Origin of the sequence: Mesorhizobium sp. LNHC232B00, from assembly GCF_000502435.1 — a bacterium.
GTDB lineage: Bacteria > Pseudomonadota > Alphaproteobacteria > Rhizobiales > Rhizobiaceae > Mesorhizobium > Mesorhizobium opportunistum.
The window spans coordinates 53,218-76,253 of sequence record NZ_AYWP01000004.1; the positions used below are offsets into that span (position 1 = coordinate 53,218).

The window sequence follows — 23,036 nt, forward strand, 5'->3', positions numbered from 1 at the left end:
GAAAGCGCTACGCGCTTTTCCCGGGAAAACCGGTTTCCACTTTTCCTGGAATTGCTCTCGCCACGGGTCGGTCCTCGTCGGGCCGCAATTGCAGGTCGTAAAGCGCACGATAGCGTCCACCTTGCGCCAGCAGCTCCTCATGCGTGCCGCGCTCGACGATCCGGCCCCCTTCGACGAACAGGATCTGGTCGGCATGCATCAGCGAACTCAGCCGATGCGAGATGATCAGCGTCACTCGATCCCTGGCGAAGCGCTTCATCGCCGCCCGTATCCGCTGCTCGGTGCCAGCGTCGATGGCTGCGGTCGAATCATCGAAGACCAGCACCGATGGCCGCAGCATAAGGCTGCGCGCGATGGTCAGGCGCTGCCGTTGGCCGCCGGAAAGCGATGCGCCGCGTTCGCCGACGACCGTGGTGTAGCCGGCGGGGAGCCCGATGATGTAGTTGTGCAACTGGGCATATTCGGCTGCCTGCCCGATGCGGGTCTCGCGCGCCCACGGATTGCCATAGGCGATGTTGTTCTCGATCGAGGTGGTGAACAGGAACGCGTCCTGCTGCACGACGCCGACCGCCTTGCGCAATGATTGCAGCGTGACCTTGCGGATGTCCTGGCCGTCGATGGTGATCGCGCCCGATGTGACGTCGTAGAAGCGCGGGATCAGATGCGCGATGGTCGACTTGCCGCTACCCGGCGGGCCGACAATGCCGATGGTTTCGCCGGACCTGGCTTCGAACGAAATACCCGACAGTGTCGGCCGGCCGCCTGAGGCCGCGTAACGGAAGCCGACATCATCGAAGCGCAGCACGCCCTCGGTGACGATGAGCTCCTTCGCGTCGGGCGCATCCTTGATATCGAGTTCGGCATCGAGCAGTTCGAACAGCCGCGTGCCGCAGGTCGAGGCGCGCGCGAACGAGTTGACCATCAGGCCGAGCTGGCGCACCGGCATCTGCAAAATGGTCATGAAGGTGAGGAACTGGGCCAGTGTGCCGACGCTGATCTGGCCTGCGATCACTTTCTGGCCGCCGAACCAGAGCACCAGGCCCATGGCGGCCAGGAAGGAAAAGTTCATGGCGCTGGTGTTGCTGACGCGGATGTCGACGCGCTTATTGGCGAGGTCCAGCGCATCCTGCTTGGCACGGTCGAATTTTTTGAGCTCGTGCCGCTGCGCCGCGAAGGCACGCACGACACGGATGCCGCCGAGATTCTCGTCCATCACCCGGCTCAGCACCGACAGACGCTCCTGCAGCGTCAGCCAGGTGCTGCGCAGCGCCAGTTGCGTCACCGATGAGCGCCAGGCGACGAACGGCACGAAGCTCAGGCTGAGCAGCCCGAGCACGAGATCGGTGCTGATCAGGAGATAGGCGCCGACGCCGATCAGCACACTGAGCAGCACCACGCGCAGGATGCCGGTGGAAAAGAACATGCGCACGCCGTCGAGATCGAGCAGACCGAGCGTGATCAGATCGCCGGTGTGGACCTTGTCGTGGAAGGAGAAGCTCAGGCGCTGGATCTTCTCGTAGAACGCCAGGCGCAATTCGTAGCCGGTCCGGTGGCCGACGGCCTCGCCATAGTAGTTCTGCGCCATGGTGAAGAGACCGCGCAGGATGCTGACCACGAGCAGCGTCAGCGCCGTGTTCCACAGCGCCTGTTCCGCCGCCGCGCCGGCACCCGCGGCCATCACGCCTTGCGCCTGGTCGATGGCGCGTCCCAAGAGGCGTGGGATGAAGAGCTGCAGCGTCGCGGCGATGAAGGTCGAGACCAGGGTGATGGCGACTTGCCAGGGATGGCGCAGCGTCATGCGCACGATGCGCAGCAGCGTGCTGAGGCCCTTGCCCCAGGAGGCTTCCGCCACATGGGCAAACGACTTGCCGCGCTTCGCCGCGCTGCTGGTTGCATCCGTAAGCAAGGAAAATATCCAGTCCAATCCGGACATTAGCCCGGACGAATGAAACAGACTCAGTTCTGATGGTGCGATGTTACGCGTGTCCGACTTGACCGTTCAAGGGGCCAATGGCGGCATCGCACTGTGCCTGAAGCGGCGCGGCGATTGGGTCCCATCTGCATCAACAACTTTATTGCATTGGCACGCAGATTCTCCAGCCCGGCCCAGCCATGACGGACTATCAGTTCGGTCAGGTATCGCCGACATTCCACGCAAGCGGCCAAGGCGGCCAAGGGCCAGCCACCGCCGTGGAATACCAGGAGGATCGTATTCTTTGACACGTTTTCCTTTCACCGAAGCCATGCCGATCCAGTTTCAGGCGCCGTTGCCGAAGGATGCGGAGGTTGTGATCATTGGAGGCGGCATCATCGGCGTGACGACGGCTTTGTTCCTGGCGCGACGGAACATTTCGGTGACATTGCTGGAAAAGGGGCGCATTGCCGGCGAGCAATCGTCGCGGAACTGGGGCTGGATCCGGCAGCAGGGTCGAGATGCCGATGAACTGCCGATCGTGATCGAAGCGCAACGGCTCTGGCGTCAACTGGCCGAAGACTGCGGCGAAGACATCGGGTTGAAGCAAACGGGCGTTACCTATCTCGCGCGAACCGACAAGGAGATGGCCGGTTTCGCCAAGTTCCTGAAGATCGCCCAGATGCATGGCGTCGACACGCGTCTGCTTGACCAGGGCGAGACGGCCAGGCTGATCCCTTCTATGTCGCGTCCCTTCAAGGGCGCGATGATCACCCCATCGGACATGCGCGCCGAGCCCTGGGTAGCGGTGCCGGCACTTGCTCGCCTGGCCGCCCGGCAGGGCGTCACCATCATCGAGAATTGTGCGGCGCGGATGCTCGACATTTCGGCGGGACGCATCAGCGGTGTCTGGACCGAGCAGGGTCGTATCGTCACCTCGAACGTCGTCGTCGCGAGTGGTGCGTGGACGTCGCTCTTCCTGGGTGCACATGGCGTCTCCATCCCGCAGCTCAGCGTCAGGTCGACGGTCGCCGCGACCCAACCCATGCCTGAAATCCATTCGGGTGCCGTCGCCGATGAGCATATCGCATTCCGGCGCAGGCAGGATGGCGGCTACACGCTCGCATCGGGAGGCTCCAGTCAACTCTATGTCGGGCCTGACGCGTTTCGTCACGCGCGCAAATATGTTCCCGCCCTGATGGCCAATCCTCTTGGCATCCGCTACCTGCCGGCGGCGCCGCGAGGCTATCCGGACAGCTGGTCGACCCCGCGCAAATGGAACGCGGACGAGGAAAGCCCGTTCGAACGGATGCGTATCCTGGATCCCGCCCCCAAAGCCTCCGCGCTACGCAATATCGACCGCGAATTCACTGCACTTTTCCCGCAGTTCAAGACAGTGCCGCTCAAGGCGAGCTGGGCGGGCATGATCGATGCGATGCCGGACGTCGTGCCCATCGTTGATCGCGCCGCCGAAATTCCGGGTCTCGTTATCGCCACAGGGATGAGCGGCCACGGCTTCGGCATCGGACCCGGAATGGGCCGCGTCGTGTCCGACCTCGTCCAGGGAAACGAGACGGGACATAGTCTTCACAGGTTCCGCCAATCCCGGTTCAGCGACGGCAGTCCGATCGAGCTGGGACCCAGCCTCTAGATCGTGTCGCAACTTGCCGCCGGTTTGCCGCCAGCGATCGATCTGACGCCCTTCCGGGCGGATAGGTTCTGATTCAGAGCGTGCCGCTGTACCGGCAGGCCTTTCCGTCCTTGCATGGGGAAACGACGTGACAGCGAACACCAATACAGAGGCCGCGAACCCAATCGATCCGCAACGCGCCTACGCCGTGTTGATTTGCGATCTGGTCGGCCTGCGCTTCGGCCCTGACGGCAAGCCCGACCAGAGCGCAGTGCGCGCCCACATCCAAGCCAAGGGTGGCCGCTTCCATCTGTCCGCGCTTGGCGACAAAGCGGGTCTTGAGCATGGCCGAGTGCATTTTTTTTACCAGCCGGACCTCAGCACCCGCGAAGAGTTGATCGAAGCCGCCGGCGACGGGGGCTATGACGCCGTCATCGCCGCCGCGACTTTCCTTCCCGCGGAAACCGTCTTTCCGCTGGCCGGCGTGCGGATCGGTGCCGGCACCGGCAATATGGGCTCGCGCTCCTGGGGTGGCGGCAGCGGCGAGGGCGGCACCGCGGTGCTGATGAACACGCCTGGCATCAACAGCCGTGCCACGGCGCAGATGGTGATGAAGGCGATCTTGAAAGTGCTGCCGGACCTCCCGGTCGACACGCTTCATGAGCGGGTGGCGCGCGGTGCCTTCGACACCGGCAGGGAACTGCGCGATTTCCCAACCGAGAAGCTCGAAGGCAAGACGATCGCGATCATCGGTTACGGCAATATCGGTCGCGAGGTCGCCAAGCTCGCCCGCGCCTTCGGCATGCGCGTGGTGATCCACGCACGCCCGCGGCACCGGGACTGGGTGGAAGCCGAGGGCTTTGCCTTCGCGCCAGACCTCGGCGATGCGGCTGAAGGCGCCGATGTGCTCAGCGTTCATGTCGGTTTGGGCAAGCAGGACGCGCATACCGGCCGCTACGCCAATGCCGGCCTTGTCGGCGCTGATGTCTTGCGCCGCATGAACAGTGGCGCGGTGCTGGTCAATTATGATCGCGGCGAGCTTGTCGACGTTCAGGCTCTCGATGACGCCTTGTCGTCCGGCCGGGTGCGCCATGCGGCCATCGACGCCGACCTGTTCAGCGATGCCTCGACCGGCAGTCTCTCCGGCCCGATGCTGCCTTATCTCGATCTCGTCGGGAAGCACGCCGGCAAGCTTGAACTTCTGCCGCATGCAGCGGCTGATACGGATCATCCCTCGCGCGTCGCTGGCGCCAAGCAGGCCGTCGACCAGTTGTTCGACGTCATCTGCCGCAAATCGGTGACCAACGCAAAAGGCACCGTGCCACCCGGCTATCTTTCCCTTGGAGCGACGACGCCTCCTGGCATCGGGCCGGTGACGGCGGATCACATCTTGAAACTGACCTCTGGCGAATGCTCCGAGCTGGCGGATGTCTGTGATCGGCAAAGCCGCTTGTGGAAGGCTCTGGCCGAGACGCCGCTCGCCGAGCGCGGCGGGATCGTGGCCGAACAAGGCGAAGAGCTTGTCCGGCTGATCGACCGCTCCTGCCTGCTGGCCGAGAAACTGAACCTCCGCGGGCCGTACCAATAGTCTCGACCTGCCGCTGCCGCGTTCACAACCACGACGGGCTCGACCGCCGGCTCAGTACCGGGACCAGCCAGCATGCGCGCGACCCGGGTCATGTCGGCGCTCATCTCGCGGTCGTCATCGAGCGGGCTGACGAGCGCGCGCACCGCGGCAAAGGTCCGCTGCGGCCCTTCGCCCATGCTGTCGACGACGCCGCGCAACTCCACGCCCGTCGCCGCGAAGATCAGCTCCATCGCAACCAGATAGCGCATGCGCTCGACGATCTCGGCGGTCTTGGCCACCACCCGCGGCGCCATCGACGACTGGTCTTCGATGCCNGATGCCGTCAGAAACGGCAAGCGGGCTGAGCGACATCGGGTTGGCCAGATGGCGGATTTCGGCTTCCAGCGCGGCCAGCGGCTTCTGCAGTTCGGCATAGCCCTGGCGGCTGCCGCCCCTGGCCGACAGGAAGCGCGGCAGTTCGGCAGTTATCGGCGACATCAGCTTCGTGCCGCGGTTGGCGATGCCGACCGCGCAATGCGCCAGCGCCTGGCCAAGCTGTTCCCAGGCCAGCGTCATCGCCGTGAGATCGAAATTGCCGTTCGAGATCACCCGCTCGCACTCGGCCAGGATCACCGGATTGTCGCCTGAGTGGGTCAGTTCGATCTCGGTCGCCAGCCGCGCCTGCTCGAATGCGTGGAGCAGGCCACCCCAGACCTGGGGCACGCAGCGATAGCTGAGCGGATCCTGGAGGCGCCGTGCCGCCTTGTCCTTCCACAGGCCGCTTCCCGCCAGTTCCTTGCGCAGCCGGGCACCGATCTCGCGCTGGCCGAAGGCCGGCCGCGCGGCCAGCGCATGCTCGTCGATCGCGGTGAGGGAAGAACGGAACGCCTCATAGTTGAGGGCGACCGCTGCCAGCGCCCAGTCGATGAGATGCCCGACATCCTCGAGGCACAGGCAGGCCGTCCCGGTCGACAGGCTGTTGGCGACGATGATGGCGTGGCCGTCCTTCTCGCGCAGGTCGAGCGGTTCGAGCCCGGCCAGCGCGAGTGCCTCGGCGGACGGCATGATCCTGCCCCGGAACTCCGCTTCGCCGTCGCCGCCCAGCGCCCTTGCCATATGGCCGAGATGGGCAAGGTCCGCCGCCCCGATCGATCCCCAGGTGGGGATCACCGGATGGACGCCGGCGTTAAGCGCCGCCACAAGGCCCATCACCACGCGCTCGGAGGTGCCGGTGCCGCCGGCCGCCATGCCTGAGATGCGCGCGGTCATCATCGCCCGCACCGCCTCGGTCGGCAGGGCGGGCCCGATGCCCATGCTGTGGCTGAGTGGCACGCTGTGCTGGAACGCGATCAGGTCGGCCTGCGCGAGCGGTGTGTCGACACAGGCGCCCAGGCCCGTGGTGACGCCGTACATCGGCTTGCCGAGCTGCGTCAGATGCTCGATGAGGGCGCGGCTCGCCCGGATGCGGCGCATCGCCTCCTCGCCCAGCATGAGCCGGGCGTTGCGGCGTGCGATCTCGGCGACATCCGCGACGCCGAGCGGCTTGGCGTCGAGCACTATCATTCGGGCTGTCATTCTCGCCTGTATCCTGTGACCGGAGGCCCGGACCAGCGGCGCGGCGGGCGTCACTGTTTGTGACGGCTTGCAGGCTGGACTGCAAGCCATTCCCGTTATGGCAGCGGTGGGAGGACGGCAGAAGCGAGGATACCCGGATTTCCGGAACTACGTCGATCGCTCCGCGACCGCGTCGGGCACCACCACCAGCTTGCCGACGAAATCCTTGGCGATGAAATCGGCCTGCGCGCGATGGAAATCGGACAGCCTGTAGACGCCGCCGACCAGCGGCCGGATTCTTTTCGCCTCGATATATCCGACGATGCGGCGAAAATCGGCGCGCGTGCCCTGGCTCGAGCCGTGCAGTTGCAGCTGCTTGAGGTACATGGTCCTGAGATCGAGCTGCACGACCGGACCGGCGATCGCGCCTGCGGTGGTATAGCGGCCCTCGGGCCTCAGGATGCGCAGCAGGTCGTTGAAGATCGCGCCGCCGACGAGGTCGGCGACCACGTCGATCGGCTTGCCGCCGGTCGCCTCGGCCACGGCTTGCGGCAGGTTGGCGACGCCACGGGTGATGACGGCCTCGGCGCCGATGTCGCGCACCGCCTGCTCCTTGCCTTTGCCGACGACGGCATAGGGGATGGCGCCGCGCGCCCGTGCCAACTGCACGATGCCGGAGCCGACGCCGCCCGAGGCGCCCGTGACCAGCACGCGCTCGCCGGCTTTCAGGCCGGCGCGTTCCAGCATCTGTTCGCCGGTAAGGTAGGCGCAGCAGAAGGTGGCGAGTTCGACATCGCTCATCTCCGTATCGACGACATGCGCATTTTCGGCCGGCACGGTCTGGTATTCGGCGTAACCGCCATCGCGGCCGTGGCCCATATAGTCGATGTCGGCCAGTGAATCGTCGTCGCGGTTGTAGATGGAAAAATCGACCATCACCCGTTCGCCGATGCGATCCGGCGAGACGCCTTCGCCGACGGCAGCGACGATGCCCACCGTGTCGGTGCCCTGGACGCGCGGAAAGGTCAGCGTGTTGCCCTGGCGCCGCCAGGTCGACACGGCGGCGGCGTCCTCTTCCGTGCCATAGGCGCCCTGGCGCACCCAGACATCGGTGTTGTTCATCCCGCAGGCGCTGACTTTCACCAGCACTTCGCCGGGGGCGGGCGCGGGCACTTTCACATCGGTGCGGTAGACGAGCTTTTCCGGTCCGCCGTGCCCGGTGAGCAGCACGGCGGCCATGGTGGCGGGAAGGATTCTGGTCATGGCATTCATGGTCGATTTCACAGATTGGAAAAAACGCTGTTCACCGCATCGGCGGTCTTGGAGACGACGACGTCGGCTTCTTCGCGGGTCAGGCAGAGCGGCGGCGCAAAACCGAGAATATCGCCCTGTGGCATCGCTCGGCCGATGACGCCGCTGGCGGCAAGTGCAGTCGCCACCTGCGGACCGATCTTCTGCGAGGCGTCGAAGAACACCCGGTCGTCCTTGTCGGCGACGAACTCGACTGCCGCCAGCATGCCGTCGCCGCGCACGTCGCCGACATTTTTGTGGCCGCCAACGGCCTTCGCCAGTTCGGCACGGAAATAGGCGCCGGTCTCGCGGGCATTCGTCACCAGGTCCATCTCGTCGATCAGTTCGAGATTGGCGACGCCGGCGGCTACGCAGATCGGATGCGCCGAATAGGTCCAGCCATGGCCGAGCGAGCCGAGCTTGTCGGAACCCTGCACCAGCACCTGCCACATCTTGTCGGCGACGATGACGCCAGACAGCGGCGCATAGGCCGAGGTCAGGCCCTTGGCGATGGTGATCAGATCGGGCTTGATGCCGTAATGGTCGGAACCGAACATGGTGCCCAGCCGGCCGAAGCCCGTCACCACTTCATCCGCGACCAGAAGCACGTCGTACTTTTTCAACACGGCCTGGATTTTTTCCCAATAACCGGCGGGCGGCGGCACGATCCCGCCGGTGCCGAGGATCGGCTCGCCGATGAAGGCGGCGACGGTCTCGGGGCCTTCGGCCAGGATCATCTCCTCGAGCTTGTCGGCGCAATGTTGCGAGAACTGCTCCTCGCTCATCGAGCGGTCGGCGCGGCGGAAGTAGTAGGGCGCCTCGGTGTGCAGGATCGGCGCGCGCGGCAGGTCGAAGGCGTTGTGGAAGAGATCAAGCCCGGTCAGCGATCCGGTCATCACGCCCGAGCCGTGATAGCCACGCCAGCGCGAGATGATCTTCTTCTTCTCCGGCCGACCGAGCACATTGTTGTAGTACCAGATCAGCTTGATGTTGGTTTCGTTGGCATCCGAACCGGAGAGGCCGAAATAGACCCTCGACATGCCCTTGGGCGCGCGGTCGATGATCATCTTGGCCAATGTGATCGAGGCCTCGGTGCCGTGCCCGACATAGGCGTGGTAATAGGCGAGATTCCTCGCCTGGGTGGCGATGGCATCGGCGATCTTCTGCCGGCCATAGCCGACATTGACGCAATAGAGGCCGGCGAAGGCATCGATGCTCTTCCTGCCATTGTTGTCCCAGACGGTGACCCCTTCGCCGCCGGCCATGATGCGCGTCGGCGATTCACCCCGCGCGTGCGTGCCCATATGCGTCGAGGGATGGAAGAAGTGATCGCGATCCCAGGCGGCGAGTTCGTTGGACTGATCGAGCATTTTTGACTCCTTAAGGGATGGCTGGACGCGACTTAAGATGTGTTGAGATTCAGGCCAGGCCAGTTGCAGGCCGGCATCACCTGAATATCGACACGTCTTATGCGACGTCCAGGCAGAGATATTTCAGATCGGTGAAAGCTTCGAGCCCGTGGCGCGAGCCCTCGCGGCCGATACCGGATTGCTTGACGCCGCCGAACGGGATCGGCGCGCCGGTAATCTTGACGCGGTTGACGGCAATCATGCCGTAGTCGAGCGCGCGGCCCATGCGCTGCTGGCGGCCGCCGTTCTCGGTCACGACATAGGCGACGAGACCGTATTCGGTGGCATTGGCGCGGGCGATCACCTCGTCCTCGCTGTCGAAAGGCGTGACGCCGGCAACCGGGCCGAAGGTTTCCTCGCGCATGATCAGCGCCTCGTCGGGCACATCGGCCAGCAATGTCGGCTGGTAGAACAGCGGCCCGGCCTGATGCCGCTTGCCGCCGGCGAGGCAGCGCGCGCCGCGGACAATGGCATCGGCGACCTGTTCCTCGACCTTGGTGACGGCGCGCTCATGCATCAGCGGCCCGATATCGGTTTCCTGAATAAGGCCGTTGCCGGTCCGCAATGTTTCGATGCGCCGGGCGAAGGCGGCGCAGAAGCGATCATGGATCTGGCGCTGGACATAGATGCGGTTGGCGGCCAGGCAGTCCTGGCCCGAAGTGGCGAATTTGGCGTCGATGGCGATGCTTACCGCCTTGTCCAGATCGGCATCGGCAAAGACGATCAGCGGTGCGTGGCCGCCAAGCTCCATCACCAGCCGCTTCATCGTCGGCGCACTCTGTGCGGCGATCAGCCTGCCGATTTCGGTCGAACCGGTGAAGCTCATGGCGCGAACGCGTGGATCCTCGCACATGCGGCCGACAATCGTCGCGGCCTTGCCGGTGATGATGTTGAAGACGCCGGCAGGCAGGCCTGCGCGCTCGCCGAGTTCGGCCAGCGCCAGCGCCGACAGCGGCGTCTCCGAGGACGGATGCACAACGATTGTGCAGCCGGCGGCCAGTGCCGCCGCCGCCTTGCGGGTCAGCATGGCCGATGGAAAATTCCACGGCGTGACGACACCGACGACGCCAAGCGGTTCGCGCCGCACCATCATTTCCGCGTTCGGCAGATGGCTGGTGACGCTTTCCGCGTTGAGGCGTTTGGCTTCCTCGGCGTACCACTCGACGAAGGAGGCGGCATAGTCGATTTCACCAATCGACTCCCGCAGCGGCTTGCCCTGTTCCAGCGTCATCAGCAGGGCAAGATCGTCTTTCGCGGCGATGATCAGCTCGAACCATTTTCTCAAGATATTGGACCGCTCCTGCGGCAGCAGCGAACGCCAGGCGGGGAAGGCACGCGCGGCGGCATCGATTGCCTTTGTCGTTTGCTGCGCATCAAGCGCGGCGACAAACGCGACCGTCGCGCCGGTGGCCGGATCGGTGACTTCAAAGCTTTCAGCGGCTTCGCTCGCCGTCCAGTGCCCCTCGACATAGGCGAGCTCGCGCAGCAGCCGGCGGTCGGCCAGGCGATCAAGCGCTTCGTGGCGATGCGAGCGGGCGAAATGCGCGGACATGATCGAGGCCTCCCGGTTCGGACTATGCGGAAAGACTACCTGCCAGCGGGAGACAGAGAGGCTGTTTGCATGCCTTGAAGGAGAGAGAGTCTCTCTATTCTGCCGCCTTGGCAGACAATCTGTCCGGCCTATGACGACGCCGGCAGCAGGTCGGCCACGGGGAGAACGATTTCCTCCTTCACCGTCTTGGTGACGATGTAGGTGAAGTAGCGGTCGATGCCGATCTCGCGCTCCAGCAGGCCGTCGACCAGCCGCTGATAGGCGTCGATGTCACGCGCCATCACCTTCACAACATAGTCGACGCCGCCGCCCACCGACCAGCAGGCGACGATCTCCGGTATGTCGCGGATGACGCGTTCGAAGCGATCGAAATCGGCTTGGCGATGGCTGGCCAGCGTCACCTCCATCAGCACGGTCGCGACCGGCGCCACGACACGCATGGCGATCCTGGCGTGATAGCCCGAGACGATGCCGGCCTTCTCCAGCTTGCGCAGCCGCATCCAGCATGGCGTCGGCGACAGGCCGACCTGCTCGGCCAGCGCCAGCTTGGTGATGCGGCCGTCGCGCTGGATGGCGTCGAGGATTTTGAGATCGATCGCGTCGAGTTTCGCAGCAGTCATCACGGCCCACTTTTTCGTCGCCAGTACCATGACGGCGCATTATTTCGATTGTCAATTGCACTGATTTCGATCTCTAATAAGTCATGACATTGTGGCAACCCGATCCCGCGCTCATCCGGCGGCCGGCCTATCAGTCGCTGGCCGACCAGTTCGCGCGCGCCATTCATGACGGGCGCCTGGCCAATGGCTCCCGGCTGCCGACGCATCGCCGGCTGGCCGACGATCTCAAGCTCTCTGTGCAGACGGTCAGCCGCGCCTATGAGGAATTGATCCGGCGCGGCCTGATCTCGGGCGAGATCGGCCGTGGCAGTTTCGTCCAGACGCAACGCCGCGAGCCGGAGCCGCCCTATCTGCCCGAACGCCTGGGCGAGGTCATCGACCTTTCGATCCTGAAGCCGGTCTGCGAGCCGATGCATCTGGAGCGGCTGAAGCAGGCGCTGGGATGGCTGGCCGAGAACCTGCCGTCGAGTTCGGCGCTGTCGTTCCGGCCCAACATGGTGTTTCCACGTCACCGGGCCGTGGCGGTCGAATGGCTGAAGCTATGCGGCCTCGATGTCTCGCCGCAGAACATCAGCCTGACCAATGGCGCCACCGCAGGCATGACCGTGGCGCTGATGAGCGTTGCGCCGCCGGGCTCGACGGTTGCCACCGAGGCGATCGGCCACCACACGCTGGTGCCGCTGGCGCGCTATCTCGGCTTCAACCTCGAAGGCCTGCCCATCGACGGCAATGGCCTGATTCCCGAAGCGTTGGACGAAGCCTGCCGGCTCTCCGACATCCGCGCGGTGTTCGTGCAGCCCTCGGTGATCAACCCGACGGCGACCCTGATGGACGCGCGGCGGCGCGAAGAGATCGCTGCGGTCGCCCGCAAGCACGACATCGCCATCATCGAGAACGATGTGCTGGGTCCGCTGGTCGAGGATCGGCCGCCGCCGGTCGCCGCTTTCGCCCCGGAACGCACGCTTTACGTCACCTCCTTCACCAAGATCACCGTGCCCGGCCTGCGCATCGGCTATCTCGCTGCGCCCGACCGCTATGTCGCCGCCGTTGCCAACCGGCATCTGGTGTCGAACTGGATGGCGACGCCGCTGGTGGCCGAGATCGCCACCAAATGGGTGACCGACGGGACGGCGATTGAGCTCGTCCGCTGGCAGCGTGCGGCGTTGCGGCGGCGGCTGGATATCGCGGCGGAGGTGCTAGCCGGGGTCGAATATCGTGCCCGGCATGACGGGCTGCACATCTGGCTGGAACTGCCGGCCGATCGGGCCGAGGAAAGCTTTGTCGCCCAGGCGCGGCTGCGAGGCGTGGCGATTGCGCCGGGTACATCCTTCCGCATTTCGGATGCGCCGTGGCATCCGGCGGTGCGCATCTCACTGGGTTCGACCACGGAAGGGGAACTGCGCGCCGGCCTCGGCGTTGTCACCAAGCTGTTGCTTGGCGATCCGGAGCATCTGCTGCTTGCAATCTGAGCACGTCGCCTAAAGAGGCGAGCCGTTTTGGGACGATGACGTGCACAAAAATCAGCCTCGACTGACTGGAAAACATGCGCAATCGGAATAATTGTCATGATATTATTTTCCTGATTGACATGATTTGGCGCGTTCCGCATCGTTAGGGGCACAGGCTTCTCCAACACGGGGAAATTCATTTGTCCGCATCCATACCCATCATCAAGGTCGATGCCATTTCGAAGAGCTTCGGCACCTTCAAGGTGCTGGACGGCCTGTCGATGCAGGTCATGCCGCGCGAGAAGCTGGCGCTGATCGGGCCTTCCGGCTCGGGCAAGACGACGATCCTGCGCATCCTGATGACCCTGGAACGCATCGACGGCGGCCACATCCAGATCGAGGGCGAACAACTCTACCACATGGAACGCAACGGTCAGCTGCTGCCCGCCGACGAACGACATCTGACCCGGATGCGCCAGAAGATCGGCATGGTCTTCCAGCTCTTCAACCTGTTTCCGCACAAGAGCGTCATCGACAATGTGACGCTGGCGCCGATGCTGACCAAGGGCACTCCGCGCGCCGCCGCCGAGAAGCGGGCGATGGAACTGCTCGATATGGTCGGCATGGCCGACAAGGCCAAGGCCATGCCGGCACAACTGTCCGGCGGCCAAAAGCAGCGTGTGGCGATCGCCCGCGCACTCGCTTTGCAGCCGAAGATCATGCTGTTCGACGAAGTGACGTCGGCGCTTGATCCGGAACTGGTCGAGGAGGTGCTCAACGTCCTGTGGCGGCTCTGCGCCGAGACCGACATGACGATGCTTCTGGTTACGCACGAAATGGGTTTCGCCCACGATTTCGCCGACCGGGTGCTGTTCTTCGATCGCGGCAGAATAGTCGAGGAGGGCAAGCCCGATGAGATTTTCCGCCATCCCAAACAGGAGCGCACGCAAGGCTTCCTGAAGAAGATCATCGCGGCCGGACATCGCGTCTGACCGTTATGCCCGGGACTGTGAAGCCGTCCCGAAATCAATCAGAAACCGGCGGCGCTGCTGCCGCAGCCAAACCAAGAAAACGAAACAAGGAGTTGGGAACAATGAATAAACTTGGCATTCTGGCCGGCGTCGCCGGCCTTGCGCTGACCGCGGTGCTGGCGGCCTCGACCGCGGGTTCAGCCGACGACAGCAAGCTCGAGCAGCTCAAGTCGCAGGGCTTCGCCCGTGTCGCCATCGCCAATGAGCCGCCCTATACGGCCGTCGCCGCCGATGGCAAGGTTTCGGGTGCCGCGCCCGACGTGGCGCGCGAGATCTTCAAGCGTCTCGGCGTTGGCGACATCGTCGCCTCGATCTCGGAATATGGCGCCATGATCCCCGGCCTGCAGGCCGGCCGCTTCGATGTCGTCACCGCTGGTCTGTTCATGAAGCCGGAGCGCTGCGCCGCGGTCGCCTATTCCGAGCCGGTGCTGTGCGACGCCGAAGCGATGCTGGTGAAGAAAGGCAATCCGAAAGGCTTCAAGAGCTACGAAGACGTCGCCAAGGACACGTCCGCAACGATCGGCGCTCCCGGTGGCGGCACCGAAGAGAAGCTGGCGCTCAACGCTGGTGTGCCGCGCGAACGCGTCATTGTCGTCCCGGATGGCCAGAGCGGCCTGAAGATGGTGCAGGACGGCCGCATCGACGCTTATTCGCTGCCGGTTCTGTCGATCAACGACCTGATGAAGAAAGCCAACGATCCTAGCCTCGAAGTCATCGCGCCGGTGCAGGGTGCTCCGGTCTATTGCGATGGCGCCGCCTTCAAGAAGGGTGACGAGGCGCTGCGCGATGCCTTCGACGTCGAGCTCGCCAAGATGAAGAAGTCGGGCGAATTCGCCAAGATCATCGAGCCCTATGGCTTCTCGGCCGGGGCCGCGATGTCGACGACACGCGACAAGCTCTGCGCGGCGAAGTAGGACGCACTTTTTCCTTCTCCCCGTCCACGGGGAGAAGGTGTCACGAAGTGACGGATGAGGGGCGGCGCCATGCCTTCGTAAGTTCGCGCTGCCCCTCATCTGCCTGCCGGCATCTTCTCCCCGTGAAACGGGGAGAAGGAGGCTAACCGCTAACGTTGGAACCCTAATGACCCAGTGGTCCGGCTATTTCGGCCTGATATTGCAGGGAGCGCTTGTCACCATCGAGCTGACGCTGATGGGGTCGGTGCTTGCCCTGGTCATGGCCTTTCTTGCCGGCCTTGGGCGGCTGTCACGCTTCTTTGCGCTGCGCGCGCTGGCCACCGCCTATATCGAATTCTTTCGCGGCACCTCGATCTTCGTGCAGTTGTTCTTCGCTTATTTCGTGCTGCCGCTGGTGGGCTTTGAACTGACCCCGCTGCAGGCGGGCGTGCTGGCGCTCGGCCTGAATGTCGGCGCCTATGCCGCCGAAGTGGTGCGCGGCGCCGTACAGTCGATCGGCCGCGAACAGCTTGAGGCCTGCATCGCACTCAATCTCGGCCGCTGGCAAGGCTTGCGCCACGTTATCCTGCCCCAGGCGTTTCTGGTGATGCTGCCGACCTTCGGCAACAACGCCATCGAACTGCTCAAGGCCACATCGGTCGTCTCGCTGATCTCGCTTGCCGACCTGACCTTCCAGGCGCAGGTGGTGCGCGCCCAGACCGGCAACACAATGGTGCCCTTCACCACCATCCTGATTATCTATTTCATCCTGGCGCTGCTCATTTCGTGGGGCGTGCGCTCGCTGGAGCGCCGCATGGCGCGCGGTCTCGACGGAGTGCGCGTCTGATGGCCGGGGTTCGCTGATGGCCGGGGTTTTCTGATGGAATGGGATTGGGATTTTGTCCGGCAGATCCTGCCGACGCTGATCCAGGGGGTGAAGATCACCATCCTTGCGACGCTGCTCGGCTCGGTGCTGGCGGCGATCGTCGGGCTCGGCATCGCGCTGGCGCGCCGCTCGCCCAACAAGGCATTGTCCCGCACCGTCGGTTGGGCGGCCGAATTCATCCGCGGCACGCCGCTTCTCGTGCAACTCTACTTCATCTTCTACGTGCTGCCTGACATCGGCATCCTGCTGCCGCCGCTCGTCGCCGGTGTCATCGGGCTCGGGCTGCACTACGGCACCTACACGGCCGAGGTCTACCGCGCCGGCATCGACAATGTACCGCGTGGCCAGTGGGAGGCCGCCAAGGCGTGCAATCTCAGCGGCAGGCAGACCTGGAGCCATATCATCATTCCGCAGGCCATCCCGCCGATGATCCCGGCACTGGCCAACTATTTCATCGCCATGTTCAAGGAAACGCCGCTCCTGTCGGCGATCACCGTGCTGGAACTGATGAACCAGGCGAAAAGCGTCGCCAACACCTACTATCGCTATATCGAGCCGATCACGCTGGTTGGCGCTTTCTTCCTCGCCATCAGTCTTTGCTCGGTTATCCTGCTGCGCTGGCTGGAACGTCGCTACGGCAAGATCGAGAGATAATTGATGAAGCCCTTGCCCGAGATCAAGGTCGCGCCCAACCGGCCGACGCTTGAAGACCGCCCGATGGCGCGCCGCGTCGGTCTCATCATCCTGGCCACGGATCACACCAGTGAGCCGGATTTTCGCCGCATGGTGGCGAGCGAGCGCATCGGAGTCTATGTCGCGCGCATTCCCTACGCCAATCCGACAACGCCGGAGAACCTGCGCAAGATGCAGCCGGCGCTGACGGCGGGCGCGGCATTGATCCTGCCCGACGAGCCGCTCGACGCCATCTGCTATTCCTGCACCTCGGCCTCGGTGGTGATCGGTGATGCCGAGATCGACGTGGCGATCCAGGCCGCCAAGCCCGGCGTTCCCATCGTCACGCCGCCGATGGCTGGCGTGCGCGGGCTGCACGCGTTCGGCGCGCGCCGGATCAGTATTCTTACGCCCTACACGGTCGAAACCTCCAGGCCCATGGCGGCTTATTTCGCCGCCCGTGGCTTCGAGATCGCCAGCTTCACCTGTCTCGGTTTCGAGGACGATCGTGAGATGGCGCGCATCGCACCGGCAGCGCTTGTCGAGCTCGCGCGCGAAGCAACGCACGCGCAGGCGGACGCACTGTTCGTCTCCTGCACGGCGCTGCGCGGTGCGCTCGCGGTCACCGGCATGGAACAGGCGATCGGCCGCCCAGTGGTGACCAGCAACCAGGCAAGTGCCTGGAATTGCCTGCGCCTTTGCGGTGATGAGACAGTCCAACCCGAATTCGGCCGTCTGATGACGCTGCCCTTGCCCCGCGATTGACGACCATGGCGACAGTCACTCTTGCAGATATCCGTGCCGCGCGTGAGCGCATTGCCGGCAAGGTCGAGCGCACGGCGACCGTGCGTTCGCCGGGTCTCTCCGAACAACTGGGTGTGCCGGTTCACCTCAAGCTCGAGCACCGCCAGACCACCGGCAGCTTCAAGCTGCGCGGTGCTTCGAATGCCGTCGCTTCGCTAAGTGCCGAGGAGAAAGCGCGCGGCGTCGTCGCGGCCTCCACCGGCAATCATGGCCGCGCGCTGGCGCATGCCGCGAAGCTCGAAGGTATGCGCGCGGTGATCTGCATGTCGCGGCTGGTGCCCGGCAACAAGCTCGACGAGATCCGCCGGCTTGGTGCAGAGGTCCGCATTATCGGCAACAGCCAGGACGACGCCCAGCAGGAGGTCGAGCGGCTGGTGGCGCAAGAGGGCCTGGTCATGCTGCCGCCCTTCGACCATCCCGCGATCATCGCCGGGCAAGGCACGCTCGGGCTGGAGATGATCGAGCAGGTTCCGGATGCCGCGCTCGTCCTCGTACAGCTCTCCGGTGGCGGCCTGGCTTCGGGCATCGCCGCGGCCATCAAGGGGGTCAGCCCCGGTACGAAAGTGATCGGTGTTTCGATGGCACGCGGCGCGGCGATGAAGGCGAGCCTCGATGCCGGCCGGCCGGTGCCGGTGGAGGAATTGCCGACGCTGGCGGACTCGCTCGGCGGCGGCATCGGCCTCGACAACCGGCTGACCTTCGCCATGTGCCGCGACCTGCTCGACGATGTGGTTTTGCTTGGCGAAGACGAAATCGCCGAGGGCATCCGCCATGCCTATGCGCGGGAGCGTGAGATCGTCGAAGGCGCCGGCGCGGTCGGTATCGCCGCTCTGCTCGCTGGCAAGGTCAAGCCAAACGGGCCGGTGCTTGTTCTGCTTTCCGGCCGCAACATCGACATGAACACGCACCGCAAGATCATCTGCGGTGACACAATGGTGGAGCGCGCCGCATGAGCCGCATGACGATCCTCACCGAGAAAGAGCTGCGCCAGATCGTGACGCTGGATCTCGACGCCGTCGCCTGCGTCGAGAATGCTTTTCGCGCGCTCGCCACATTGCCGGTGGCGATGCCGCCGATCCTGCGCCTCGACATCCCCGAGCATCGCGGCGAGGTCGACGTGAAGACCGCCTATGTGCCCGGCATTGACGGCTTCGCCATCAAGATCAGCCCCGGCTTCTTCGACAATCCGAAGCTCGGCTTGCCCTCCGTCAATGGCATGATGGTGCTGCTGTCGGCCAGGACCGGTCTGGTCGAAGCGCTCCTGCTCGACAATGGCTATCTCACCGATGTCCGCACGGCAGCCGCCGGCGCGGTCGCGGCCAGGCATCTGTCGCGTCCCGATGCATCTGTCGCCGCGATCTTCGGCGCCGGCGTGCAAGCCGGACTGCAACTTGAAGCGCTCAAGCTCGTGCGGCCGATCGCCGAGGCGCGCATCTGGGCGCGCGATGCCGCCAAGGCAGTGGCGACCGCGGCCGCCTTGAGTGAGAAACTCGGCATTGTCGTTCGTGCCGAACCCGACCCGGCCGAGGCCGCTGCCGGCGCCGACATCATCGTCACCACCACGCCCTCGACCGAGCCGTTGATCAAGGCCGGCTTCGTTTCCGCCGGCCAGCACATCACCGCCATGGGTTCGGACGCCGAGCACAAGAACGAGATCGCCCCGGCGATCCTGCGTATGGCCGATCTCTACGTCGCCGACAGCGCGCGGCAGACACGGCGGCTTGGCGAACTCCACCATGCCATCGCGGCGGGCGTGATGGCCGCCGATGCCGAGGTGACCGAGCTTGGCCAGATCATCGCCGGCGCAATGCACGGCCGTCGCTCAGCCAGCGACATCACCATTGCCGACCTGACCGGCACCGGCGTGCAGGACACGGCGATCGCCACGCTCGCCCGCGACCGGGCGCGGGCGGCCAAATCCGGCACCATTTTCGAAAGCTGATGCTGGCCGCAGGAGCATGGATCCGGAAAAGCGGAAGCCGGTTGCGAGAAGATCGTGCTCGAACAAAAAGTTGCCTGGAGCCGGATTCGACCAGGTTGAAACAGGCTCCAGGCCCAACAAACGAGGATCAAGTACAATGCAACCAAACCTGAAATTCTCGCGCGGCGAATTTGCGGAACGCCTCGCCAAGACCCGGAAAGCCATGGAGGCAAAGGGCGTCGATCTCTTGATCGTCAGTGACCCGTCCAACATGGCCTGGCTGACCGGCTACGACGGCTGGTCTTTCTATGTGCATCAGGCGGTCATCGTGCCGCCATCTGGCGAGCCGGTCTGGTATGGCCGCGGCCAGGATGCCAATGGCGCCAAGCGCACCGCCTATCTCGCCCATGACAACATCGTCGGCTATGCCGACCACTACGTGCAGTCGACCGAGCGGCACCCGATGGATTTCCTGTCCAGCGTGTTGGCCGATCGCGGCTGGGGCAAGCTCACCGTCGGCGTCGAGATGGACAATTACTGGTTCTCCGCCGCCGCCTTTGCCGCGCTGCAGAAGCATCTGCCCAATGCCCGCTTCGTCGACGCCACCGCCCTGGTCAACTGGCAGCGCGCGGTGAAAAGCCCGACCGAAATCGACTATATGCGCAAGGCCGCTCGCATTGTCGAAGCCATGCACCACCGCATCGTCGACAAGATAGAAGTCGGCATGCGCAAATGCGATCTCGTTGCCGAGATCTATGATGCCGGCACGCGCGGTGTCGACGGTATTGGCGGCGACTATCCGGCTATCGTACCTCTGCTGCCGTCGGGCGCTGACGCCTCGGCGCCGCATCTGACCTGGGACGATCAGCCGATGAAGCGAGGCGAGGGCACCTTCTTCGAGATCGCCGGCTGCTACAACCGCTATCACTGCCCGTTGTCGCGCACCGTCTTCCTCGGCAAGCCGACGCAGGAATTCCTCGATGCCGAGAAGGCGACGCTGGAAGGTATGGAAGCCGGCCTCGCTGCCGCCAAGCCCGGCAATGCCTGCGAGGACATCGCCAATGCCTTCTTCGCCGTCCTGAAGAAATACGGCATCGTCAAAGATAATCGCACCGGCTACTCGATCGGTCTTTCCTATCCGCCGGACTGGGGCGAACGCACCATGAGCCTGCGCCCTGGCGACCGCACCGAGCTCAAGCCCGGCATGACCTTCCATTTCATGACCGGCCTCTGGCTTGAAACAATGGGACTGGAGATCACCGAATCCATCCTGATCACCGAAACCGGTGTAGAGTGCCTGGCCAATGTGCCGCGCAAGCTGGTGGTGAAGGATTGAAACCGATGTCCAGTCTTCGCCCTTCTCCGATCGCGCCGACCGTCGATTTCGATCGCGACGGCGTCCAGCATGGCTTTCTGCGCCTGCCCTACAGCCGCGACGATTCGGCCTGGGGTTCGGTGATGATCCCGATCTGCGTCATCCGCCACGGCAAGGGACCGACGGCCCTGCTGACCGGCGGCAACCATGGCGACGAATATGAAGGTCCGCTGGCGCTCTACGATCTCGCCAGGAAGCTCGACCCGAAAACCGTCAGCGGCACCGTGATCATCGTGCCGGCGATGAACTATCCGGCCTTCCGCGCCGGCACCCGCACGTCGCCGATCGACAAGGGCAACATGAACCGCAGCTTTCCCGGCCGCCCGGACGGCACGGTGACCGAGAAGATCGCCGACTATTTCCAGCGTGAGCTGCTTCCTCGCGCCGACATCGTCTTCGACTTCCATTCCGGCGGCAAGACGCTCGACTTCGTGCCATTTTGCGCCGCGCACACTCTGCCCGACAAGGCGCTGGAGCAGAAAGCTTTCGACGCGGTGGCGGCGTTTTCCGCCCCCTTCTCGATGCGCATGATCGAGATCGATGCCGTCGGCATGTACGACACAGCGGCCGAGGAGATGGGCAAGGTCTTCGTCAGCACCGAGCTTGGCGGCGGCGGCACCTCTCGCGCACAAACCGTGCGCATCGCGCGACGCGGCGTCCTCAATGTGCTGCGTCACGCCGGCATTGTCGATGGTGCGGTCGAGAAGAGCCAGACACAGTGGTTGGACATGCCCTCGGGCGATTGCTTCTCCTTCGCCGAGGACGACGGCATGGTCGAAACCATGGTCGATCTCGGCGAGCCGGTGGAGAAGGGGGCCGTGCTGGCCCGCATCCATCCCGTCGGCCGCACCGGTATCGCCCCCCAGGAGATCAGGGCGAAGATGTCCGGCATGCTGGCGGCGCGGCATTTTCCCGGGCTTATCAAGGCCGGCGACTGCGCCGCCGTTGTGGCCGTCCGCGTCGATTGAGCAAAGCGATTGTGCTCGGACAACATGTAGACCGCGACGGTCCGCACATTGCGGGAAGCCCCGGCTGAAGAGCCGTCGTACACCGACCAATTTCGGTCGGCGGCTGCTCGGTCGCCGATCCGCGTCGGAATAAATTTGCCCAAAAAGTAAGAAGTCTAAATTAACGGGAGGCTGGCAAAATAGGAGTCGTGGGCGAGGTATACTTGCTGCGGTGCCGTTGCTGGCTCAGGTACAGGCAAGGCAATGCGGCGACGATCGTCCAGGGCGCAGGGCGGTTGGTCTGAATCATGAAGTCTTCGACTGGAGAACATTATCCGGCGCTGGACCATATTCGCGGTCTGGCGGCTTTTCTGGTCTTCACCTGGCATTTTCTTCACCAGTCTCCCGATGGGCCGGTCCCCTATGGCTTTGTGCCGGCTCTGCCAATATTCAGCCTTCTGGATGAAGGGATCACCGGCGTTTCACTGTTCATGGCGCTCTCCGGCTACTTGTTCGCCAAGCTTCTTGATGGAAAACAGGTCAGCTACCTGCCCTTCTTTGCCAACCGGGCGCTGAGGCTGCTTCCGCTTCTGCTGGCCGTAATAGCCATCGAGGCTTGCCGCAGGGATCTCGCAGGTCAGCCTCTGGGCGAATACTTCACCGATGTCGGAAAAGGGTTGATTTTTCCCACCCTTCCGAATGGCGGCTGGTCGATAACCGTGGAAGCCCACTTCTACATTTTGCTGCCGTTCCTGTTGATGGCGTCCAGACGGTTTCCGTTCGCGCCCTTGCTGTTCATCGCGGCAGCGATTTTGCTGAGGTGGGCGCTCTATGTGCACATCGGCGAGGTGCAGTCGGCGGCAGCCTGGACCATCATAGGCCACGTGGACCAGTTTTTGGCCGGCATTCTTGCTTTTCACCTCCGTGCCTATGCGAAGGATCGGCACTGGCTGGCGCTAGCCGTTCTCGTCGCATTCTCGGTCTTCTTCTGGTGGTTCGATGCCGCCGGCGGATTTTACCAGTTGGAGCATTATCCGTCGCCGCATCCGATATGGATCATCCTGCCGACCCTGGAGGCCGCGGCCTATGCTTTCGGCATCGCCTACTACGACACCAGCTTTTCGAGGAAGCGCACAAGCCTGCCGTTCAAGATCCTTGAGAAGGCCGGGGCCTACAGCTATTCGATCTATCTCCTGCATCTGTTTTTCGTCATGCAACTGGCGGCGTTCATAAACACGAACGTCATGAACATAAGCAATTTCTATGTTGCTTGCCTCTGGTCCGGCCTGTGCTTCATGGCGACGATTCCGATCGGCTATCTCAGCTACACCTGCATCGAAGCGCCGTTCCTGCGCATGCGCATGCGGTATACGGAGCCGGCAAGCGCTGTACCGACCCGCCGCGGCATAGGCGCGCGCCACGATGCCGCTTCCGAAGCCACGGTGAAGCCAGGCTAGCTATCCTGTACACGAGGATACTTATATCCGCAAAAGCGGTTTTCCATTAGGCTGGATATCGGATGAAG

General features: G+C 64.0%; 17 protein-coding genes and 2 pseudogenes. 13 read left to right on the forward strand and 6 right to left on the reverse strand.

Annotated features, from left to right (window positions below):
* Window positions 1-7: 7 nt before the first annotated feature.
* A complete protein-coding gene (locus tag X743_RS161065) occupies window positions 8-1,906 on the reverse strand; it encodes an ABC transporter ATP-binding protein (RefSeq protein WP_023764683.1) in 1,899 nt (632 codons plus the stop codon).
* Between the two features lie 310 nt (window positions 1,907-2,216).
* Here X743_RS161065 and X743_RS161060 point away from each other — a divergent pair, with 310 nt between their 5' ends.
* Both X743_RS161060 and X743_RS161055 read left to right on the forward strand, forming a co-directional pair.
* Complete coding sequence (locus tag X743_RS161060; protein ID WP_023764684.1) at window positions 2,217-3,563, forward strand: FAD-binding oxidoreductase; 1,347 nt, start codon at window positions 2,217-2,219, stop codon at window positions 3,561-3,563.
* A gap of 166 nt (window positions 3,564-3,729) precedes the next feature.
* Window positions 3,730-5,130: pseudogene (locus X743_RS161055) on the forward strand (2-hydroxyacid dehydrogenase); the annotation flags it as partial.
* A gap of 107 nt (window positions 5,131-5,237) precedes the next feature.
* Here X743_RS161055 and hutH read toward each other — a convergent pair.
* From hutH to X743_RS161035, 5 genes and pseudogenes are all read right to left on the reverse strand, one after another.
* Window positions 5,238-6,684, reverse strand: a pseudogene (hutH, locus tag X743_RS01000000168760) (histidine ammonia-lyase); the annotation flags it as partial.
* 147 nt (window positions 6,685-6,831) lie between these two features.
* The gene (locus X743_RS161050; protein WP_023764686.1) at window positions 6,832-7,935 is read right to left on the reverse strand and encodes an alcohol dehydrogenase family protein; all 1,104 of its coding nucleotides are present in this window, start codon (window positions 7,933-7,935) and stop codon (window positions 6,832-6,834) included.
* Between the two features lie 8 nt (window positions 7,936-7,943).
* Window positions 7,944-9,323 carry an aspartate aminotransferase family protein gene (locus X743_RS161045; RefSeq protein ID WP_023764687.1) on the reverse strand — a complete coding sequence of 460 codons (1,380 nt, stop codon included), beginning with the start codon at window positions 9,321-9,323 and terminating at the stop codon, window positions 7,944-7,946.
* 97 nt (window positions 9,324-9,420) lie between these two features.
* Window positions 9,421-10,914 (reverse strand): NAD-dependent succinate-semialdehyde dehydrogenase, encoded by a 1,494-nt coding sequence (locus tag X743_RS161040; RefSeq protein WP_023764688.1) that lies wholly within the window; start codon window positions 10,912-10,914, stop codon window positions 9,421-9,423.
* Between the two features lie 128 nt (window positions 10,915-11,042).
* Window positions 11,043-11,534, reverse strand: a complete 492-nt coding sequence (locus tag X743_RS161035) for an Lrp/AsnC family transcriptional regulator (RefSeq protein WP_023764689.1) — start codon at window positions 11,532-11,534, stop codon at window positions 11,043-11,045.
* 83 nt (window positions 11,535-11,617) lie between these two features.
* On the opposite strand from X743_RS161035, the gene X743_RS161030 reads away from it, so the two are divergent.
* The 11 genes from X743_RS161030 to X743_RS160980 all read left to right on the forward strand — a co-directional run bounded on the left by X743_RS161030 (window position 11,618) and on the right by X743_RS160980 (window position 22,968).
* Window positions 11,618-13,003 (forward strand): PLP-dependent aminotransferase family protein, encoded by a 1,386-nt coding sequence (locus tag X743_RS161030; RefSeq protein ID WP_023764690.1) that lies wholly within the window; start codon window positions 11,618-11,620, stop codon window positions 13,001-13,003.
* A 179-nt stretch (window positions 13,004-13,182) separates the two neighbouring features.
* On the forward strand, window positions 13,183-13,974 hold the full coding sequence (gene ehuA / locus X743_RS161025; RefSeq protein WP_023764691.1) for an ectoine/hydroxyectoine ABC transporter ATP-binding protein EhuA: 792 nt from the start codon (window positions 13,183-13,185) through the stop codon (window positions 13,972-13,974).
* A gap of 101 nt (window positions 13,975-14,075) precedes the next feature.
* On the forward strand, window positions 14,076-14,927 hold the full coding sequence (gene ehuB / locus X743_RS161020; protein ID WP_023764692.1) for an ectoine/hydroxyectoine ABC transporter substrate-binding protein EhuB: 852 nt from the start codon (window positions 14,076-14,078) through the stop codon (window positions 14,925-14,927).
* A 166-nt stretch (window positions 14,928-15,093) separates the two neighbouring features.
* Window positions 15,094-15,753, forward strand: a complete 660-nt coding sequence (gene ehuC, locus X743_RS161015; RefSeq protein WP_023764693.1) for an ectoine/hydroxyectoine ABC transporter permease subunit EhuC — start codon at window positions 15,094-15,096, stop codon at window positions 15,751-15,753.
* Window positions 15,754-15,786: 33 nt separating this feature from the next.
* A complete protein-coding gene (gene ehuD, locus X743_RS161010) occupies window positions 15,787-16,446 on the forward strand; it encodes an ectoine/hydroxyectoine ABC transporter permease subunit EhuD (protein WP_013896966.1) in 660 nt (219 codons plus the stop codon).
* Between the two features lie 3 nt (window positions 16,447-16,449).
* Entirely contained in the window at window positions 16,450-17,229 is a 780-nt protein-coding gene (gene eutA / locus X743_RS161005) for an ectoine utilization protein EutA (RefSeq protein ID WP_023764694.1), read from the forward strand.
* 5 nt (window positions 17,230-17,234) lie between these two features.
* Entirely contained in the window at window positions 17,235-18,221 is a 987-nt protein-coding gene (gene eutB / locus X743_RS161000) for a hydroxyectoine utilization dehydratase EutB (protein WP_023764695.1), read from the forward strand.
* The gene (gene eutC, locus X743_RS160995) at window positions 18,218-19,210 is read left to right on the forward strand and encodes an ectoine utilization protein EutC (RefSeq protein ID WP_023764696.1); all 993 of its coding nucleotides are present in this window, start codon (window positions 18,218-18,220) and stop codon (window positions 19,208-19,210) included. Before eutB ends, eutC begins: the two co-directional genes overlap by 4 nt.
* A 136-nt stretch (window positions 19,211-19,346) precedes the next feature.
* Window positions 19,347-20,525: an ectoine hydrolase DoeA gene (gene doeA, locus X743_RS160990; protein ID WP_023764697.1), complete on the forward strand. Its 1,179-nt coding sequence runs from the start codon at window positions 19,347-19,349 to the stop codon at window positions 20,523-20,525.
* 5 nt (window positions 20,526-20,530) lie between these two features.
* Window positions 20,531-21,532: a N(2)-acetyl-L-2,4-diaminobutanoate deacetylase DoeB gene (gene doeB / locus X743_RS160985; protein ID WP_023764698.1), complete on the forward strand. Its 1,002-nt coding sequence runs from the start codon at window positions 20,531-20,533 to the stop codon at window positions 21,530-21,532.
* 287 nt (window positions 21,533-21,819) lie between these two features.
* Window positions 21,820-22,968 (forward strand): acyltransferase, encoded by a 1,149-nt coding sequence (locus X743_RS160980; protein ID WP_023764699.1) that lies wholly within the window; start codon window positions 21,820-21,822, stop codon window positions 22,966-22,968.
* Window positions 22,969-23,036: the final 68 nt, after the last annotated feature.

Excerpts from the sequence above, each read along its gene's own strand:
- X743_RS161050 (WP_023764686.1), bottom strand. The coding sequence starts at position 7,935 with ATGAATGCCATGACCAGAATCCTTCCCGCCACCATGGCCGCCGTGCTG.
- X743_RS161045 (WP_023764687.1), bottom strand. The coding sequence starts at position 9,323 with ATGCTCGATCAGTCCAACGAACTCGCCGCCTGGGATCGCGATCACTTC.
- X743_RS161040 (WP_023764688.1), bottom strand. The coding sequence starts at position 10,914 with ATGTCCGCGCATTTCGCCCGCTCGCATCGCCACGAAGCGCTTGATCGC.
- X743_RS161035 (WP_023764689.1), bottom strand. The coding sequence starts at position 11,534 with ATGACTGCTGCGAAACTCGACGCGATCGATCTCAAAATCCTCGACGCC.
- X743_RS161030 (WP_023764690.1), top strand. The coding sequence starts at position 11,618 with ATGACATTGTGGCAACCCGATCCCGCGCTCATCCGGCGGCCGGCCTAT.
- ehuB (WP_023764692.1), top strand. The coding sequence starts at position 14,076 with ATGAATAAACTTGGCATTCTGGCCGGCGTCGCCGGCCTTGCGCTGACC.
- ehuC (WP_023764693.1), top strand. The coding sequence starts at position 15,094 with ATGACCCAGTGGTCCGGCTATTTCGGCCTGATATTGCAGGGAGCGCTT.
- ehuD (WP_013896966.1), top strand. The coding sequence starts at position 15,787 with ATGGAATGGGATTGGGATTTTGTCCGGCAGATCCTGCCGACGCTGATC.
- eutA (WP_023764694.1), top strand. The coding sequence starts at position 16,450 with ATGAAGCCCTTGCCCGAGATCAAGGTCGCGCCCAACCGGCCGACGCTT.
- eutB (WP_023764695.1), top strand. The coding sequence starts at position 17,235 with ATGGCGACAGTCACTCTTGCAGATATCCGTGCCGCGCGTGAGCGCATT.
- eutC (WP_023764696.1), top strand. The coding sequence starts at position 18,218 with ATGAGCCGCATGACGATCCTCACCGAGAAAGAGCTGCGCCAGATCGTG.
- doeA (WP_023764697.1), top strand. The coding sequence starts at position 19,347 with ATGCAACCAAACCTGAAATTCTCGCGCGGCGAATTTGCGGAACGCCTC.
- doeB (WP_023764698.1), top strand. The coding sequence starts at position 20,531 with ATGTCCAGTCTTCGCCCTTCTCCGATCGCGCCGACCGTCGATTTCGAT.
- X743_RS160980 (WP_023764699.1), top strand. The coding sequence starts at position 21,820 with ATGAAGTCTTCGACTGGAGAACATTATCCGGCGCTGGACCATATTCGC.